13 protein-coding genes are annotated in these 16,744 nt (G+C 67.6%); 8 read left to right on the forward strand and 5 right to left on the reverse strand.

The features are described from left to right. Positions 1–437: 437 nt before the first annotated feature. Genes ACLARN_RS35570 through ACLARN_RS35580 form a run of 3 tightly spaced genes read left to right on the forward strand, consistent with a single transcriptional unit; the run spans position 438 to position 3,582 of the window. Positions 438–917: a MarR family winged helix-turn-helix transcriptional regulator gene (locus ACLARN_RS35570; protein WP_409495859.1), complete on the forward strand. Its 480-nt coding sequence runs from the start codon at positions 438–440 to the stop codon at positions 915–917. Between the two features lie 35 nt (positions 918–952). After that, a complete protein-coding gene (locus tag ACLARN_RS35575) occupies positions 953–2,401 on the forward strand; it encodes an MFS transporter (protein ID WP_409495860.1) in 1,449 nt (482 codons plus the stop codon). Further along, positions 2,398–3,582, forward strand: a complete 1,185-nt coding sequence (locus tag ACLARN_RS35580; RefSeq protein WP_409495861.1) for an FAD-dependent monooxygenase — start codon at positions 2,398–2,400, stop codon at positions 3,580–3,582. The genes ACLARN_RS35575 and ACLARN_RS35580 overlap by 4 nt, the downstream gene beginning before the upstream one ends. On the opposite strand, the gene ACLARN_RS35585 is transcribed toward ACLARN_RS35580, so the two are convergent. Then, positions 3,575–4,354: an isocitrate lyase/phosphoenolpyruvate mutase family protein gene (locus tag ACLARN_RS35585; RefSeq protein ID WP_409495862.1), complete on the reverse strand. Its 780-nt coding sequence runs from the start codon at positions 4,352–4,354 to the stop codon at positions 3,575–3,577. The genes ACLARN_RS35580 and ACLARN_RS35585 overlap by 8 nt on opposite strands. A gap of 87 nt (positions 4,355–4,441) precedes the next feature. Then, complete coding sequence (locus ACLARN_RS35590; protein ID WP_409495863.1) at positions 4,442–6,238, reverse strand: glycoside hydrolase family 76 protein; 1,797 nt, start codon at positions 6,236–6,238, stop codon at positions 4,442–4,444. 173 nt (positions 6,239–6,411) lie between these two features. Between ACLARN_RS35590 and ACLARN_RS35595 the strand changes: the two genes are divergently transcribed. Together ACLARN_RS35595 and ACLARN_RS35600 are read left to right on the forward strand one after the other, a co-directional pair. Next, positions 6,412–6,744 (forward strand): effector-associated constant component EACC1, encoded by a 333-nt coding sequence (locus ACLARN_RS35595; protein ID WP_409495864.1) that lies wholly within the window; start codon positions 6,412–6,414, stop codon positions 6,742–6,744. 273 nt (positions 6,745–7,017) lie between these two features. Next, the gene (locus ACLARN_RS35600) at positions 7,018–9,966 is read left to right on the forward strand and encodes a tetratricopeptide repeat protein (protein WP_409495865.1); all 2,949 of its coding nucleotides are present in this window, start codon (positions 7,018–7,020) and stop codon (positions 9,964–9,966) included. 14 nt (positions 9,967–9,980) lie between these two features. On the opposite strand, the gene ACLARN_RS35605 is transcribed toward ACLARN_RS35600, so the two are convergent. Continuing rightward, positions 9,981–11,423 carry a Shedu anti-phage system protein SduA domain-containing protein gene (locus ACLARN_RS35605; RefSeq protein WP_409495866.1) on the reverse strand — a complete coding sequence of 481 codons (1,443 nt, stop codon included), beginning with the start codon at positions 11,421–11,423 and terminating at the stop codon, positions 9,981–9,983. A gap of 13 nt (positions 11,424–11,436) precedes the next feature. Continuing rightward, the gene (locus tag ACLARN_RS35610) at positions 11,437–12,681 is read right to left on the reverse strand and encodes a PucR family transcriptional regulator (RefSeq protein ID WP_409495867.1); all 1,245 of its coding nucleotides are present in this window, start codon (positions 12,679–12,681) and stop codon (positions 11,437–11,439) included. 89 nt (positions 12,682–12,770) lie between these two features. Between ACLARN_RS35610 and ACLARN_RS35615 the strand changes: the two genes are divergently transcribed. Genes ACLARN_RS35615 through ACLARN_RS35625 form a run of 3 tightly spaced genes read left to right on the forward strand, consistent with a single transcriptional unit; the run spans position 12,771 to position 16,023 of the window. Continuing rightward, positions 12,771–14,264, forward strand: a complete 1,494-nt coding sequence (locus ACLARN_RS35615) for a flavin-containing monooxygenase (RefSeq protein WP_409495868.1) — start codon at positions 12,771–12,773, stop codon at positions 14,262–14,264. Further along, entirely contained in the window at positions 14,261–15,160 is a 900-nt protein-coding gene (locus ACLARN_RS35620) for an alpha/beta fold hydrolase (RefSeq protein ID WP_409495869.1), read from the forward strand. The genes ACLARN_RS35615 and ACLARN_RS35620 overlap by 4 nt, the downstream gene beginning before the upstream one ends. Beyond that, the gene (locus tag ACLARN_RS35625) at positions 15,157–16,023 is read left to right on the forward strand and encodes an SDR family NAD(P)-dependent oxidoreductase (RefSeq protein WP_409495870.1); all 867 of its coding nucleotides are present in this window, start codon (positions 15,157–15,159) and stop codon (positions 16,021–16,023) included. The genes ACLARN_RS35620 and ACLARN_RS35625 overlap by 4 nt, the downstream gene beginning before the upstream one ends. Here the strand turns inward: ACLARN_RS35625 and ACLARN_RS35630 are convergent, their stop codons facing one another. After that, positions 16,024–16,680 carry a TetR/AcrR family transcriptional regulator gene (locus tag ACLARN_RS35630; RefSeq protein WP_409495871.1) on the reverse strand — a complete coding sequence of 219 codons (657 nt, stop codon included), beginning with the start codon at positions 16,678–16,680 and terminating at the stop codon, positions 16,024–16,026. Positions 16,681–16,744: the final 64 nt, after the last annotated feature.

Raw genomic sequence — 16,744 nt, forward strand, 5'->3', positions numbered from 1 at the left:
GGGGCGAAGATCGCCGCCGGTTCGTCAGTCTCGTGAGCGGTTGGCCGTGAGATGAGTTCCGGAGCTGTCGGGCATGTCGCGAAAGCCACTTTCGCGACGTCAGACGTCCCGAAAGTGGCTTTCGCGACATGAGCACGGGCCCAGGCTGTGAAAGAACGGGCACCGCGGAGGAATCCGGTGATGTACAGGCCTTCCGGATCCCACCCGGGCCCGGCGCCGAACCGCACGGACGAGCCCAAGTGCACGCCTGTCGCGATCGAGCACGGCCTCGCGGCGCGAACCGGTCATCGGCATCGGACTGTCCACAGTGCACAGTGAACGTCCGTCCCGCAGGTGCCCGGAGACTCGTCCTCGACCGAGTCTCCGCGCGCCAGGCGTGTTGATCGCCACACTACTTCACTAACCTAGTTAGTGACTTATCTAGTAAGCTTCCTGGCATGACTTCAGCAGGCTCGTGGCAGGTCGACTCCCCAGGCGTGGGCAACTCCGTGATGGAGCGGCTGCAAGAGGTCGGGACGCTCACGCGGGTGATCGAGAAGCGCCTGAGCGGAGCGCTAGGGATCAACTCCACCGACCTGTCGGCGATGGAGCACCTCACCAGCGAAGGACCCCTGACGGCGAAGGATCTCGCGGACCGGCTTCGGGTCTCGACGGCGGCGAGCACTCACATCGTCGACAGGCTCGAGAAAGCCGGGCACATCGTCCGGAAGCCGCACGCCACCGACCGCCGCAAAGTGCTGGTCGAGCCGGTGCCGGATTCGATGGCCAAGATCTTCGAGCAACTTCATCCGCTGCTCAGCGGCGTGGAGAGCCTCGTCGAGGCGCTGAGCCCCGGAGACCGTGACGTCGTCGAAAACTTCCTGACCGGTGTCGTGCGGATCTACACCGACACCGCGGATTCCCTGCCCGAGAGCTGATCTTTCCCCGCACCAGAATTCGGAGTGAACGAACCATGTCGGTACCCGAGGAGAAGACGTCTCCGCGAGCGGTCTGGTGGCTGCTCGCCACGGTGCTCGTCGTCGAACTGATGGACCTGCTCGACTCGACGATCGTCAACGTGGCGGGCCCGTCGCTGGAAAAATCGCTGGGCACGACCCCGGTCGGCTTGCAGTGGGTGATCGGCGGCTACGCCCTGACCCTCGGCGCGGGCCTCGTGCTGGGCGGACGGCTCGGCGATCGCTACGGCCGCCGCCCGATGTTCCTGTTCGGACTCGTGGCCTTCACCGTCGCGTCCCTGCTGTGCGCGATCGCGCCAAGCGTCGGCCTGCTGATCACCTTCCGCCTGATCCAGGGCGTGGCGGGGGCGATGATGCTGCCGCAGGGGCTCGGCATCCTGCGGGACAACCTCTCGCCGCGCGACCTCACCAAGGCACTCACCGTTTTCGGCCCGGTGCTGGGGCTCGGCGGAGTGCTGGGTCCGGTGCTGGGTGGCGCGCTGGTCGACTGGGATCTGTTCGGCCTCGGCTGGCGGCTGGTGTTCCTGGTCAACATCCCGGTCGGGCTCGCCGCACTGGTGCTGGCCTGGCGGCTGGTTCCCCGCGGCGCCGGAACGCCGGGATTGCGGGTGGACGTCGCCGGAGCCGTTCTCGTCGCGGCCGCCTCCGCGCTGCTGGTCCTCCCGCTCAACGAGGGACAGGCGGCGGGATGGCCACTGTGGACTTGGCTGTCCTTGGGGGCCGCGGCGCTCGGCTATGTCGCGTTCGCGTTGTGGCAGCGGCGGATCGTGCGCCTCGACCGCGCACCGCTGGTCACTCCGGCCCTGTTCGGCAAACCCGCGTTCACCGTCGGGCTGGCCGCGGTCGCGTTGTTCTTCGGCGGCCTGATCGGCACCCAGCTGGTGCTGACGTTCTTCCTGCAGATCGGCCAGGGTTTCACCGCGGGGGAGGCCGGGCTGGGCAATCTCCCGGTCGCGCTGGGCACCGCCGTCGGCGGCGGTATCAGCGGGGGACTGCTCGCCGCCAAACTCGGCAGGGCCGTCCTGCAAGCGGGCGCCGTCGTCCAGTTCGCCGGTGTGGCCTGGCTGTGGATCGCCCTGTCCGGCACCGGCGAGTTCACCATCTGGCGGATCGTGCCCGGCGGTGTCGTCGCCGGGATCGGCGCGGGCATCGTGATCGCGGCGGTGTTCAACACCGTGCTCGGCGCCGTCGCCGACGACGAGGTCGGTTCCGCGTCCGGAGTGCTCACCGCCGTCCAGGCGATCGGTGGCTCTGTCGGGGTCGCGGTGTTCAGCACGGTGTTCTTCGCCGACGTCACCCAGCCCACCGAGAGCTTCCGCGACGCGCTCGTGGTCCAAACGGTGGTCATCGGACTGTTCCTGCTGATCTCACCGCTGTTCCCGCGCCGGGCCCGGCCCGACGAAACCGAAGCCGTCGTCGCGGCGGTACCGGCCGGTGCCCGATGAGTGACGTCCTGATCTCCGGCGCGGGCATCGCCGGACCGGCGCTCGCTTTCTGGCTTCGCCGCCACGGCATGACCGCGACCGTGGTCGAACGCGCGCCGGAGCCACGGCTCGGCGGGCAGACCGTCGATCTGCGCGGCGCCGGCCGCACCGTCGTCGAACGCATGGGCCTGGAACAAGCCGCGCGCGACCGCGTCACCCACGAGGAGGGACTGCAGTTCATCGACCGGCGCGGTCGCGTCCGGGCGTCGTTCGGCACCGATTCCCTCGACGGCGACGGGTTCGTCACCGAACTGGAAATCCTGCGCGGCGAACTCGCCGACCTGCTCTACCGGAGCACCCGCGAGGACACCGAGTACGTCTTCGGCGACGAGATCACCGGCCTGACCGACACCGGCGACGGCGTGGACGTCACCTTCCGCGCCGGTCCCGGACGGCGTTTCGACCTCGTCGTCCTCGCCGACGGCCTGCGCTCGCGCACCCGCGACCTCGTGTTCGCCGACATCGCCCGCACCCGGTCGTTCGGCCTGTACACCGCCTATTTCACCGTCCCGCGCGAGGAATCCGACGGCAGCTGGGCCCGCTGGTACAACGCGCCCGGCCGCCGGGTCGTCGTCCTGCGTCCCGACAACCAGGGCACCACGCGTGCCTCGCTGTCGTTCCGGCTCCGGCGGCCGGGGCTCGAACGGCTGAACTTTTCCGCACAGCAAGAGTTCCTGCGCCGTCACTACGCCGACGCGGGCTGGGAGACCCCGCGCGTGCTCGACAAACTGGGCGGCACACCCGACTACTTCTTCGAATCGGTCGGCCAGATGCGCCTGGACCAGTGGTCACGCGGACGGATCGCCGTCGTCGGGGACGCCGCCTATTGCGCCTCGCCGCTCAGTGGCATGGGCACCAGCCTCGCTCTCGTCGGCGCCTACGTGCTCGCCGGGGAACTCAGCCGTCACCCCGGCCACCGTGACGCCTTCCGGTCCTACGAGACGATCATGCGGCCCTACGTCGCGCAAGCGCAGAAGGTCCCGTGGATCGCGCCACGGCTGGCGGCTCCGAAGAGTCGCGCCGGTATCGGCCTGCTTCACGCTCTCGCGGGTCTCGCGGCCGGTCCGAGGGCGGGCCGTATCGCGGCTCGCTTCACCAACCCACCCTCGGACGCCATCGCTCTTCCCGGTTACGTCAGTTGAGTTTGCGCATGTCGGCGGGCAGGCCGCCGCCGGCGTAGACGTCCTCGGCGAGCTTCGCCAGCGCGGTGAGCGCGACGTTCTGGCTGAACGGCCCGTAGGACACCCGGGAGACACCGAGTTCCCGCGCGGTCGCCAGCGGGATCGAGCCCGGGACGCCGATCAAGTTCACCTTGCGCTCGCCCAGCGCCTCGACCAGCCTGCCGACCTGGGTCTCGTCGAGCTTGCCGGGCACGAAGACGTTCGACGCGCCCGCGTCCAGGTATGCGCGGCCCCGGGTGATCGCCTCGGCCAGCACCTCCTCGGGGTCACGGTCGCCTGCCCTGAGGAAGGCGTCGGTGCGGGCGTTGAGCACGAAGTCGATACCTGCGGACTGGGCGGCGGCGACCGCGGCCTCGACGGCCTTGACGGACTCGTCCAGCGGCTTCATCTGGTCCTCGAGGTTGCAGCCGACCGCGCCGGCCTCGATCGCGCGGGCGACCGTGCCGCCCGGGTCGCCGTAGCCGGCTTCCAGGTCCGCGGTGACCGGCAGGTCGCCCGCCGTCCGGACGATGAGGGCGACCTCGGCGATCATCAGGTCACGGGGGATCTTCTCGCCGTCGGGATAGCCGCGGGCGGCGGCGATGCCGTGGCTCGGGGTGGCGAGCGCCTGCGTGCCGGGGGTTTCGGCGACGACCTTCGCGGTGATCGCGTCCCAGACGTTGACGACGAGCAGCAGTTCGGGGGCGGCGTGCAGTTCCTGCAGCCGGGTGGCCTTCTCAGCGGTGGAAACCATGCCCTCAATCTAGAGGTGGGCAGGCGTCCGCCGCACCCAATGTGGCATTGGAGCCGCTCAACGCCCCCAATGCCACATTGGGTGCACTCACGAAGTCGCGGTAAGCGCTCCCAGCCCGCTCGCCTGAGTCCGCCAGTCGGTCTGGTTCGGCGTCCCGCCCGCCCAGCGCTGGCCGATCCGGTTCAGCGAGTCGCGATCGGCCACCCAGAGCGAGTCCGCCTGCCGCCGCGCGAAGTCCCGGTACTCGGCCGAATTCGTCGCGTGCGCCAGATCGGCGAGGAAGCGCGTGAAGATGCCCTTGAACTGCTTTTGGTTGTCATCACAGGAGTTCTGGCCGATATCGCAGGACTCGGTGAGCACCCCGCTCCTGGTCAGGACCGGGCCGGTCACCGCCGCGTCGGCCAGTCGCCGGGCGGCGTCGAGCCAGCGGGTTTCCCCGGTGGCACGCCAGACTTCGACGAGACCGCCGATGCCGAGGCCCTGGTTGTAGGTCCAGACCGTCTGTCCGTTGTTACGGCAGTCGCGGGTCAGGCCGTCGTTGACCAGGCCGGACTCGTTGATCATCCCGCTGGACAGGTACCAGTCCGCCGCGGTCCGGGATCGTTGCAGCCAAACGGAATCACCCGGCGTGCGGCGGTGCACGGAAGCGGCGAGCCGCAGGTACAGACCACTGGTGACGGCGTTCTTGTAGGTCCGTTCCCGATCCCACCAGACACCGCCGCCGCAGGACCCCGGATCCCAGTACTGGTGCACGTACGCGGCGATCGAGGTCGCCATGGAGAGGTAACGCGGATCGCCGGTGTGGTCGTAGGCGGCCACCCAGGCCAAGCCCCACCAGGCGCTGTCGTCGATGGCGCGGCTCTCGAAATTCCCTTCGATGGCATCAGAACTTCGGACCCCGGCGGGGAAAACGCCGCGGTTCTGCTCGAAGGTGCGGGCGATGACCCAGTCGTGACGGCGATCCCCATGGTCGATGACCGCCGTCAGCGTCGTCGCGGAATTCCACCAGCTGCTCGGCCACCAGCCCGGATACGGATCGTAGGAGTACAGGAGCGCGTCGGCCGCGGCCTGGGCGCGAGCCGGTGCCGGGCGGGCCCACGCGGTACAGGATCCTTCCTGGTGCCCGGCTTCCCTGCCGCACGCGCGGACGGCGCCGCCGTAGTGACGGCCACGGGGATCACGGGTCGCGAACAACGACGTCCGGCCGGTGCTCGCGCCCGCGGCGACCGACGTCCGGCCGAGCGACGCACCGCCCGCCCAGCCCGCGCCCTCGTCCCATGAGCGATCCAGCCAGATCTCGTCGCCCCGCGCGCCGGATTCGATGGTGCCCCAAGCCATCGCGTTCCGGTCCACGTGCAGGCGGATCGTGCGCCCGAACAACGTCGTCGGCGGAACCGGCTGGGTGTCGCCGTCCGCCTGGTTCGTGCCGTCACTGACGACATCGCAGACCTTCGGGTAAATCCATTCCGTACAGGTGACCCCGGCGGCGTCCCCGCACGCACGGAGCACGCCACGCCGGTGCTTGCCGGGATCGGTCACGTTGTACATCAAGGTTCTCGTGCCGGTCCAGGTGCCGGGAATGCTCGCCTTGCCCAGCAGTCCTTCCCAAGTCGCGCCGCCGTCCCATGACCGGTCGAGCCAGATCGAATCACCTGCCACGCCGCGATCGATGCTGCCCCAGGCCATCCCGTCGGCATCGGAGACATGCAGCCGAATCTGGCGTCCGTTGAGCAGCTTGTCCGGAACCGGAAAGGTGTCCTGCTGTGCCAGGGAAGGATCGAGCGTGTCGCAGGACAGCACGCAGACCGCGGCCACCGGTTTCGCCGCCGGTACGGGAATCGCCGTCAGGATCAGGGAAAGGACGAGATGGATCAGCGATGACATCGTTGTCCGCCCTCGGGATCGGCCCACCATCGGAGCTGGGATGCCTTTCATGATCCGGGTTTCATCACCGGCCGGTCAACGGGAACCACCGGTCAGATCTCAGGACAGGATTCCTGTTACGCCCTGAGCCCAGGCCGCGATGTCTAGGGATGTCACTTTCGAGTGGAGGTCCCGTGGAGCTGACGATCAACGCCGCCGGCGACGAACAAGGGCTGAAAGAGTTCTATAACTGGCTTCGTGACGACGCCGATGTGGCCCGGTCCGCGACGATCAGCTCCGCGGGATCATCGGATTCGGGTCATATGGGGGCCTTCGAGGTCATCTGCATGTCCATCGGCTCGCTGACCGGGCTGGCCAATCTCGGCATCGCGTGGGGCAACTTTCTCCACTCCCGCAAGGAAACACCCCCGTTCACCATCACGATCGAGGACACGTTGACCGCCGAACAATGCGCCATGCTCCGGAACCTGGACCTCCCGCTGGCCCACCCGGAGGACGTCGAATGACCGGCGCCCCTCAGCTCCTTCGTCGCGAAACAGGCGGACAATACAGTAAGAGTGCCCGCTACTCGATCGAGTGAAAATGGACTGCAAGTGCTAACGAAGTCTTCCTGCCGCTGCTCGGCTCCATCGACCGTTGGGCGCAGGGCGGCGGGAACGCCTGGCCGGTTCAGAAGACTTCCGCCACGGTCGAAAGTGCGAGAGCGACTCCCACCGGCAGGTGATGACTTGCTGTCGCGCATCCATGATGGACCGATCGGTGAAAAGGCGGATGAGCTCGTGGACGTGCTCGACCAGGGCGGGCTGGAATGCGCTCCCAAGACCACCTTGGGGGTTGCCTTGCCGGACTGCGTCTCGAGCCGGCTCGAGATTCTTCCGGTGCGGGGCACGACCCGGAGCGCACCAGGCTTGCCGGGCGACACCGAGTACGTTCCCCGTGACCTTGATGGAGACCTCCGGGCGAAGATCTCGCCGGTAGTCGGCGGTATGAGTGGGATATTGACTCTCATCAGCGAGTCGACGGCGGGTAAGAAACGCTCGGCCTGGGAAGCGATCCGGTGGGTACGGCCAGGGGAGTGGGATTCCTGGATGGCCGACTGGCGGCTTTGGCCGAGCATCAGCCCCAGTGATCCGCTCGAGTTGCTTGACTCGCTCGGAAAGGTCGGACCGCGAACGGTCATCTGGCTCCCGAGGGCCGAGCGATATTTCAAGGATCCCGGCGCCGGTGTGGGCAACAGGATCGCGAAAGCCCTGCGAGAACTGCTTCACGATGTCCAGCGCGCTCCGGTGCTGATCATCGCGACGCTGCGCACGAAGTATTGGCGGCAGCTGACCGTGCACCCGGCCGAGGGTGAAGACGCCTTCCCGCACGTTCGTCTGCTTTTCGCGGGTAGTGGTGTGCTCGTGCCGGACTCGTTCAGCGGTGCGGAGGTGGACAGGGCTCTGTCGTCCACCGATCCGCGGCTGGCGGAGGCGGTCTCGCGTGCCGAGGCGGGACGCGTGATCCAAGACTTGGTCGACGTTCCGGAGTTGCAGGAGCGGTACGACACCGCGCGTGCGGACGAACGAGCGATTCTCGAGTGCATCGTGGACGCCCTGAGCGCCGGTCATGGCACCTGGCTGCGGCGCGACTTGCTCGAAAGCGGTGCGCCTCTGTATCTGTCGCATGGTGCGAGCGGGGGCCTCGGCGACAGGTGGGTTCCCGACGCGATCACCGAGCTGACCCGCCGAGGGAATGGCGGGAGGAGCGTCCTGATCGAGCGCGCACCCGTGTCGGAGGGTGACTCGCCTTCCTATCGGTTCGACGACTATCTGGAGCGTCGCCAGGTACGCGACATCGCCAGGCCGCGTCTGCCGGACAAGCGCCTCTGGAACGTCCTGATCCGGTACGCGGACCAGGGGAGCCTGCCCGCTATGGCGCAGGAGTGTGAAAGGCGAAGCCTTCTGGAGCAGGCGGCTCGTCTCTACCTCAGGGCAGCGAAGGAAGGTGCGGAGGAGGCCCGGCTCGATCTGGCAGGCCTGCTTCATCGTGCCGGTCGTATCGATGAAGCGCTCGAACAGTACGCCTGTTTCGGCGCCGACCACGACGCGAACATCACCGCTGCCGAAATGCTGCTTTCGGCGGAGCGGCCGGAAGAAGTCATCCACCGCCTCGAGCGCCTGGTTGAGCTGCGGGACAAGCGTGCGACCGCGTTGACGGCCATGGCTTACAACGATCTGGGGCGCCGGGACGATGCGTTGCGTCTCTACCGCGACCTCGCGCAGCGCGGTGACGGCCGGGCAGCCGCCGTGGCCGCGGACATGCTGGCGGTCACCACCGGCGTGCCTTCGGCAGTGGAGTGGCTGATGTCCCTCGCCAACCACAGCAGCCCGGAGATCCTGCAAGCCGCGGCGGACATGCTCACGGATCACGAGGAGATCAAGTTCGCACTGAGCACGCTGCACAACCTGGCCGTGGCGGGGAACCATCACGCCTACCTGCTCGGCGCGGAGATCTTGGTCGCGCACAATCTCCTCGAGGACGCACTGGACTGGAGTGAGACAGCGGTCGGGCACGAGGTCCCGTCCGGGTTGGCTTCCGCCGCACGGATCAACGCCTTGGCCGGATTCTTCGACGTGGCTTTGACGTACGCCACGACCGCAGCGGCGAACGGGAACCCCGAAGCGTTCACTGCCGTCGGCGACGCCCTTGCCGCCAGAGGGCTGATAAGGCGCGCGCTCGAGTGCTACCAGCAAGCCATCGACGAGGGTGACGAATCCGCGCTGGCGACAGCCGCGACGGTGGCGGCGGAAGCCGGGTGGGTGACCGAGGCCATCGGCTTCTTTCGCGGTGCCCAGCGATCCCAACGAGCGCCACAACCCGAAGAGCTGGCCAAAGCGCTGTGCCGAGCAGGGTGTTACAAGGAGGCTTTCGAGTGGTACATCAAAACCGTCGAAATCTCGCCTCCGGATATTCTTGTTCCGCTCAGTGATTCCCTGCTCTGCGAGGGGGCGGTGGCTCACGCGGCGACCAGCTACGCGCGACATGCCAAGGTCGGCATGGGGCAGGCACTGTGCTGGGTCGCCGAGGGTCTGGTCGCCGCGGGCCAGGCGGAGGTGGAGACCGATACCCGCCTGTTCGAGAGAAGCCTCGGATCGGTCGCCGTGCGCAGCAAGAAGTTCCCTGCCGCCGTGGATGTCTTCACCACTGCGGCGGCGGCGGAAAAATACGCGCCCGCCAGGATGCGTGCCGTCGAGGTGCAGTTGCACCTCGGGCGCCATCACGACGCCAGACGTCTTCTCGAGAAATGCGACCCCGCGGATCCGCGTTACGCCACGAACCACATCCTCGCTCTGGCGGGAGAAGGGGAATTCGGCGAGGCGATGGTCGAACTCGAGAAGCAGCTCGCGAACTCGAACACCTCTGCCGTCGCGTCGATCGCGTTGTCGCTCCTGGCAAGGGAGGAGGATAAGGAGCAGGGCATCGCGCTGCTCGAACGGGGTATCGGCGCCGGAGACATGAAGTCGCGCGTATGTCTCGCCGATCATCTGCGTCGCGAGGTTCGGTACACCGATGCCCTGGACCACTACCTCATCGCGTTGGTGCATGGGCACACCGAGGCGAGGGGCAGCATCGAAACGCTTTTCGCGAAGATCAAAGACCGCGGAGGGCACCAGCGGTTGCGCAAGTACGGGGTGACACCTGACGGGTGCGTCTCACCACCGTGGTGGGTGAGCGATCTCGAGTGAACCCTGCGGTCGTTTCAGCGTTCGGAGTGTTCTTCGGCTTCGAACGCCAGCGCCCGTTCGGCGCTGTCCACCAAGTCGGCGAAGGTGATCACCTGAACTCGGCTCAGGTGTGCGTTGTAGGAGCGGATCGTCTGCTCGACCTGTTCCCTGGTGACTTCGTCGGACGCGGTCAGCTCCGGATGCCCGATGATGACTGTGCCCTTCGCCCGGCGAAGGTCGTAATCCAGACCGAGTTCGTTGTGGTAGTAGGTCTGGTGCGAAGCGCCCAGTTCGTCGAAGCCGCGAAGATAGTTCATGCATTGGGCGACTGCTTCGTGGACGTCGTTCGAGACGATCTGGTGATTGCGGTGCTTCCTGACGAGTTTGTTCTTGGGTCGTTTGAGTTCGATGACGTGGATGCTGCGGTCTGCGCAGATCAGCGGTATGTCATGTTCGTCGAGAGAGATGATGTCGCGCTTTTCGAGCACGCCGATGTACTGCCCGCCGAAGATCCAATAGCGTTTCCCGATCAGCTTCTGGATCTCGAGTTCGGTAGTGGCCGGGTCGAGGACCAGTTGACGCAGCTCCGCCAGGATCTGCCGTCGCCGTTGGATGACGTCGAGATCCACGGCCGCGCGACCGGTGTCGACGGAACTGATGCCCGCGACGACACCGGCGATGTCTTCGCGTTCGGCGATTTCCCTGCCGAACTGCATGTCGTCCCGCTGAGCGAGAAGCTCGGTGAGATCGGCAGCGCTGAGGTCTCCGCGCTGCCTGGCATCCCGTATCTCCTCGATGCGCTTAACCATGGTGTTGACGAATGCCGTGAGCCCCAGCTCCGGATCAGGTTCGCCGACCACCGCGTCCGGTGAGTTTCGCGCTGTCAGATACCAGACGGCGTCGTACTGGCCGTCGCGGTGCAGACGGCGGAAGAAGGCCGTCAGCTCATCGAGCACGGAAATCGGTTCGGAGTCCCTCAGGTTTTGCCGCTGTCGCGCGGTTGTCGACTGGTCTGCTTCTTCAAGCAGGAACACCTGCCCGAGTGCCGGCCTGAACGCGCGAACCGTCGGATGCTCGTAAGCGCGGGCGACATTTGCGCTCTGCGCCAGAATGTCGTTCATGCGATTCCGTAGATTCTGACGAAAAGCGCCACCGGTCTGTGTCGTGATTTCGATCGCGGCTATCGGGAAACCATCATCGCTGACGAGGATGTCCCATCGCTGTGACGAGCCGTGGTAGGAGCCGGGCATCTGAAGCTGTGCCTCGGTGTGGATGGACGATGGTTCCACACCGCCGCGAATCAGTTCGTCTACTACGACCTTGACTATAGGCCCACCGGGGTTTCGGCGGTTGATCGGGACAGCTCTGGCGGAGAACTGATCATTTTTATTTCGCCAGAACTTTCGAACTGCTTCTTCCGCCGGATGTCCCGTCACTACCCCTCCACAGTGCTGATCGACGGCGCCATCCTGCCGCATACCCCCGACAGTTTCACGCGCCGCTCCCCAGCCACCGCAACGTCTCCAATGCGACAGCCACGTTCACCGCGTTCTCCGCCAACGGCCGGGGGAGCAGCTCGTCGGCCCGCGCCAGCCGTCGGACGACGGTGTTCCGGTGGGTGTAGAGCCGTTCCGCGGTGCGCGTGGTGTTGCCCAGTTCGTGCACGTAGGTCCGGACGGTCTCCCGGGTTTCGGCGTCCGCGTGCCGCAGTTCGCCGAGGGTGTCGGCGACGAATTCGTCGGCCTGGGCGGGGTCGACGGTGAGCAGGGCGAGCAGCTGGATGTCCTGGTACCGCGCGATCTGCTGTGGTGAGGTGAGCCGGGCGAGCATCCGCTGGGTGGCGGCGGCGTCCAGATGGCTGCGGCGGAAGCCGTCGATGCCGCTGCCCGGCCGTCCCAGCGCCACCCGGACGTCGGGATGCGGCGCGAGGTCTTCGGCGAGCCGGTCGGCCCGCGGCGGGGTTCGGCCGGGCAGCCAGACCCACAGGGCAGCGGCGCTGGCGACGACGGTCAGCCGGTGCGAGGCGCCACCCGCCCGCATGAGCGTTTCCGCAGCGGTTTCGAGCTGCTGGGAAGACGGCGTGGCCGACCCGCTCCAGACGATCGCGGCCGTATGCGGGCCGGCGAGCGGGTAACCCAGCTGGGCTTCGGCGCGCGAACGGCTGATGGGTGCGCCCTCCAGCAGCAGCGTGACCGCGGCGCGCCGTTCGGCGTGGGCGCCGCGGGTCAGTTCCGTGCGTTCGGCGGCCATCCGCTCGGACACCGCCGCCACGGTGTCCTCGATGAACGTGGTGATGGACAGCGACGAGACGTCCAGCAGTTCGCGGAGCAGGACGGGGTCGGCGGTGAGATCGAAGCAGATCTCGATCCACCGGCGCCAGGCCACGCCCTGCGCCCGCCGGTAGGCGTCGAGGCCGCCGGAATCGAAGCCCCGGCGCACCATGTCGCGGGCGCCGTCCAGCACCTCCTGGTTGAGGTTGGCCAAGACCCGCCTGCCGGGATGCTGCACGTTGGCGGCCGCCCAGTGCAGCAGATTCGCCAGGTTCGCGCGTTTGGTCCCCTCGGTGAGTACGGGGTCCTCCGCGACCGCGCGCATACTGGTCCCGCCGAGCGAGGCCTCGTGCAGTTCCTCGATCCACTCGGCGCGCGGATGCAGGACGATCTCCGCGCCACGCCGGAAGAGATCGCGCGCCTCCGGCGACAGGGTCGGCCACCGCGCTGCGGCACTTTGCACCATGGGCCCATGATGATGGTGCAGATAGTGCTAGCGCAATCCCCCGGTGGACCCGCATCGTGGGGGTAACCGAGACGAGGCTGGAGTACCGCATGACGACGAGCACACCCGTCGAGCACCTCGACGTGGTCATCATCGGTGCCGGGATTTCCGGGATCGGGGCCGCGCGTTACCTGAAGACCGAGCTCCCCGGCAAGAAGTTCGCCATCCTGGAGGCCCGTGGCGCGTCCGGCGGCACCTGGGACCTGTTCCGTTACCCGGGCATCCGCTCGGACTCCGACCTCCACACCTTCGGCTACGAGTTCAAGCCGTGGCGGGACAAGCAGTCCATCGCCGACGCGCCCCGCATCCTGTCGTATCTGCGTGAGACGGTCACCGAGAACGGCCTCGAACCCAACATCCGTTACCACCACAAGCTGCTTTCGGCGGCTTGGTCGAGTGACGAGGGGCGCTGGCTGCTCGAGATCGAGCGGACCGACACCGGCGAGCGCACCCAGCTGAGCGCGGGCTGGGTGTTCAACGCCGGCGGCTACTACCGCTACGACGAGGGCTTCACCCCGGACTTCGCGGGCCGCGACCGCTTCACCGGCACGATCGTGCACCCGCAGCACTGGCCGGAGAACCTCGACTACGCGGGCAAGCGGGTCGTCGTGATCGGCAGTGGCGCCACCGCGGTCACCCTGATCCCGGCGATGGCGCCGACGGCGGCGCACGTGACGATGTTGCAGCGCACCCCGACCTATGTCATGCCGGTGCCGCGCGAGGACAAGATCGCCAACGGCCTCCGCAAGATCCTCGGTGACGAGCGGGCCTACTCGCTCACCCGCCGCAAGAACATCCGCAAGGGCCTCGCGGTCTGGCAGTTCTGCCAGAAGTTCCCCAAGACCGCCCGCTCGCTCATCCGCTACGTCAACAAGAAGCAGCTTCCCAAGGGCTATCCGGTCGACGAGCACTTCAACCCGCCGTACGACCCGTGGGACCAGCGGCTGTGCGCGGTGCCGGGAGGCGACCTGTTCGCCGCCATCCGCAAGGGCAAGGCCGACGTCGTCACCGACAAGATCTCGACCTTCACCGAGAAGGGTGTCCTGCTCGAATCGGGCCGCGAGCTGGCGGCGGACATCATCGTCACCGCGACAGGCCTGAACCTCCAGGTGTTCGGCGGCGCGACCTTCAGCGTCGACGGCAAGCCGGTCGTCATGCCGGAAACCGTCGCGTACAAGGGAATGATGCTTTCGGACGTGCCGAACGCGGCCTTCGCGATCGGCTACACGAATTCGTCGTGGACGCTCAAGATCGGCCTGCTGTGCGAGCACTTCTGCCGTCTGCTCGCGCATATGGACGACCACGGCTATGACGTCTGCCGTCCCGTCCTCGCCGATCCGGACATGCCGACGAAGCCGTTCCTGGACTTCGCCGCCGGGTACGTCCAGCGTGCTCTCGACCAGTTGCCGCGCCAGGGCGACCGCATGCCGTGGCTGACCTCGATGAGCTACCACTCCGACATCAAGTTGCTGCGCGCGGACGACATCACCGACCCCGAGCTGCACTTCTCCCGCGCCGCGGTCAGGGAACCGGTGAGCTCGTGACCGACCACTTCGCCGACCTGCCCGGCGGCCCGCGGATCTGCTACCGCGAGGACGGACCCGCCGACGGCACGCCCTTGGTGCTGATCGCCGGGCTGGGCCTCGACCTCACGTCGTGGCCGCGTCCGATGATCGAGGGGTTCACCGGCCGCGGCTTCCGCGTCATCCGGTTCGACAACCGGGACGCGGGCCGCTCGGATCGCATCAAGGCGCCGAATCCGGGCAAACTCCGGCAGCTGCTGGCCCGGCCGCTGCCGGACGCCTACGACCTGGGGGACATGGCGGCGGACACCGTCGGCCTGCTGGACCACCTCGGCGTGGAGAAAGCGCATCTGGTCGGCATGTCGATGGGCGGCATGATCGCCCAGACCGTCGCCGCCCGGAATCCCGGCCGGGTCCTGTCGCTGACGTCGATCTTCTCCACCACCGGTCACCGCCGGGTCGGGCAGCCGGCGCGGTCGACGTTGCTGCGCATGGCGAGGCGGCCCGCCCAGACTGTCGAAGAGTCGGTGACCGGGCATCTGGCGATGATGGGCCACCTCGGCTCGGCCACCTTCCCGCTGGACAAGGACGTCGAAACGGCCTGGGCCACCGGCCTGTGGGAACGGGCGGGCGGGCGGCGGGCACGCAGCGGCATCGCCCGCCAGATCGGCGCAATCCAGGCCAGTGGTGACCGCACCGCCGAACTCGGCCGCGTCACCTGCCCGACGATCGTGGTCCACGGCGACACCGATCGCATGGTCCACCACACCGGCGGACGGGCCACCGCGAAGGCCGTGAAGGGCGCCCGCTACGTCGAGATCCCCGGTATGGGTCACCACATCGCGCCGGACCTCGTCGACAGGCTCGTCGAACTCACCGCCGGACTGGCGCTGGACCCCACCGGAGAGCAACGATGAGCAGCGTTCGCGGCAAGGTCGCCGTCGTCACCGGCGCCGGTTCCGGCATCGGCCGTCAGCTGGCCCTCGAACTGGGCAGGCGCGGAGCACGGCTCGCAGTGTCCGATGTGGACGAAGCGGGCTTGGCCGAGACCGTCGCCGAGGTCAAAGCCCTTGGCGTGGAAGTGCTTGGCGTTGAAGTGCGGAGCGCCGCGCTGGACGTCAGCGACCGGGCGGCCGTCCAGGAGTACGCGGCCATGGTCGCCGGGCAGTTCGGTGTGGTGCACCAGATCTACAACAACGCTGGGGTCGCCGGTGGCGGGCAGACCGTCCTCGACGCCGAGTGGGAACTCTACGACCGGACGCTCGCGGTCAACCTCTTCGGCGTCATCAACGGCACCAAGGCTTTCCTGCCGCATCTGATCGACTCCGGTGACGGCCAGGTCGTCAACATCTCCAGCCTCAACGGCTTCATGGCCCAGCCGACGCTCAGCGCCTACTGCGCCAGCAAGTTCGGCGTCCGCGGGTTCACCGAGGCACTGCGTACCGAGATGATCGCGGGCAGGCATCCGGTGCGGGTGACGGTCGTCCACCCTGGCGGGGTCAAGACCGGGATCGCCTCGGCGGCGTTGAAGGAAGCGCAGGCCCGCGGCATCGAGCCCACCGCCGAGCAGGTGGAGCGTGTCCGGCTGTACAACGAAAAGCTGCTGAAGATGCCTGCCGACCAGGCCGCCCGCATCATCATCGACGGGGTCGAAGCCGGGAAACCGCGCGTGCTCGTCGGAAACGACGCGAAACTGGTCGACAGGCTCGTCCGGCTGCTCCCGCGCCGCTACCCGAAGCTGATCGTCGATTTCGAACGGCGGCGTTTCGCCCGCAAATGATCAGGCGTCGACGCTCCGGTGCCCGAACAAGCCGAGCAGCCAGGTGTAGCGGACGGCCTCGCGTGCTTGGCCGTAGGCGTCTTCGGTGCCGTTCCAGATGGCCTGCGTGATCAGTTCGATCGTGGCGGCGACGACCGTGCGCGCGGTGAACGGCGGCGGCGACGGCAGCGCGGGATCGGTGGCACGCACCCATTTCGCCGTCCGGTCGAAGACGGCTTCCCCGGCGCGCAAGGTGTTCTCCCGCGCTTCGAGCCCCGCGTCGCCGAGCGCGTAGATCTCCAGCAGGACGGCGCGGACGGCCGTCGGGCGACGGTGCACGTAGTCGACGAGGAAGTCGCAGCAGGCGGTGACGGCGTCCAGCGGAGTCGCGGCCTCGGCGCCCGCGGCGACGCCCTGCGCGATGAACTCGGTGGTGATCTCGCGATAGGCGGCGAGGAACGCGTCCTGCTTGTCGCTGAACTGTTCGTAGAACGACGTACGCGAAACGCCCGCGGTGGCGGTGATGTGACCGATGGTGGTGGCGACATAGCCGCGTTCGCCGGTGTTCTCCAGGACGGCGTCGATCAGCCTGGCACGCTGGGTGCCGGCGACCTCGTCACGGCTGAGGTTGTGCGGCCCCTTCGGCAGTTTGCGGGTGGCGCGGTCTTGCTCGGTCACGTGCGGCACGGTACCGCTTCAGATGGTGCAGACCAATGGCCTCGTGAGTGGTAGGGACGGCAGT

Origin of the sequence: Amycolatopsis sp. cmx-11-12 (genome assembly GCF_046269425.1) — a bacterium.
GTDB lineage: Bacteria > Actinomycetota > Actinomycetes > Mycobacteriales > Pseudonocardiaceae > Amycolatopsis.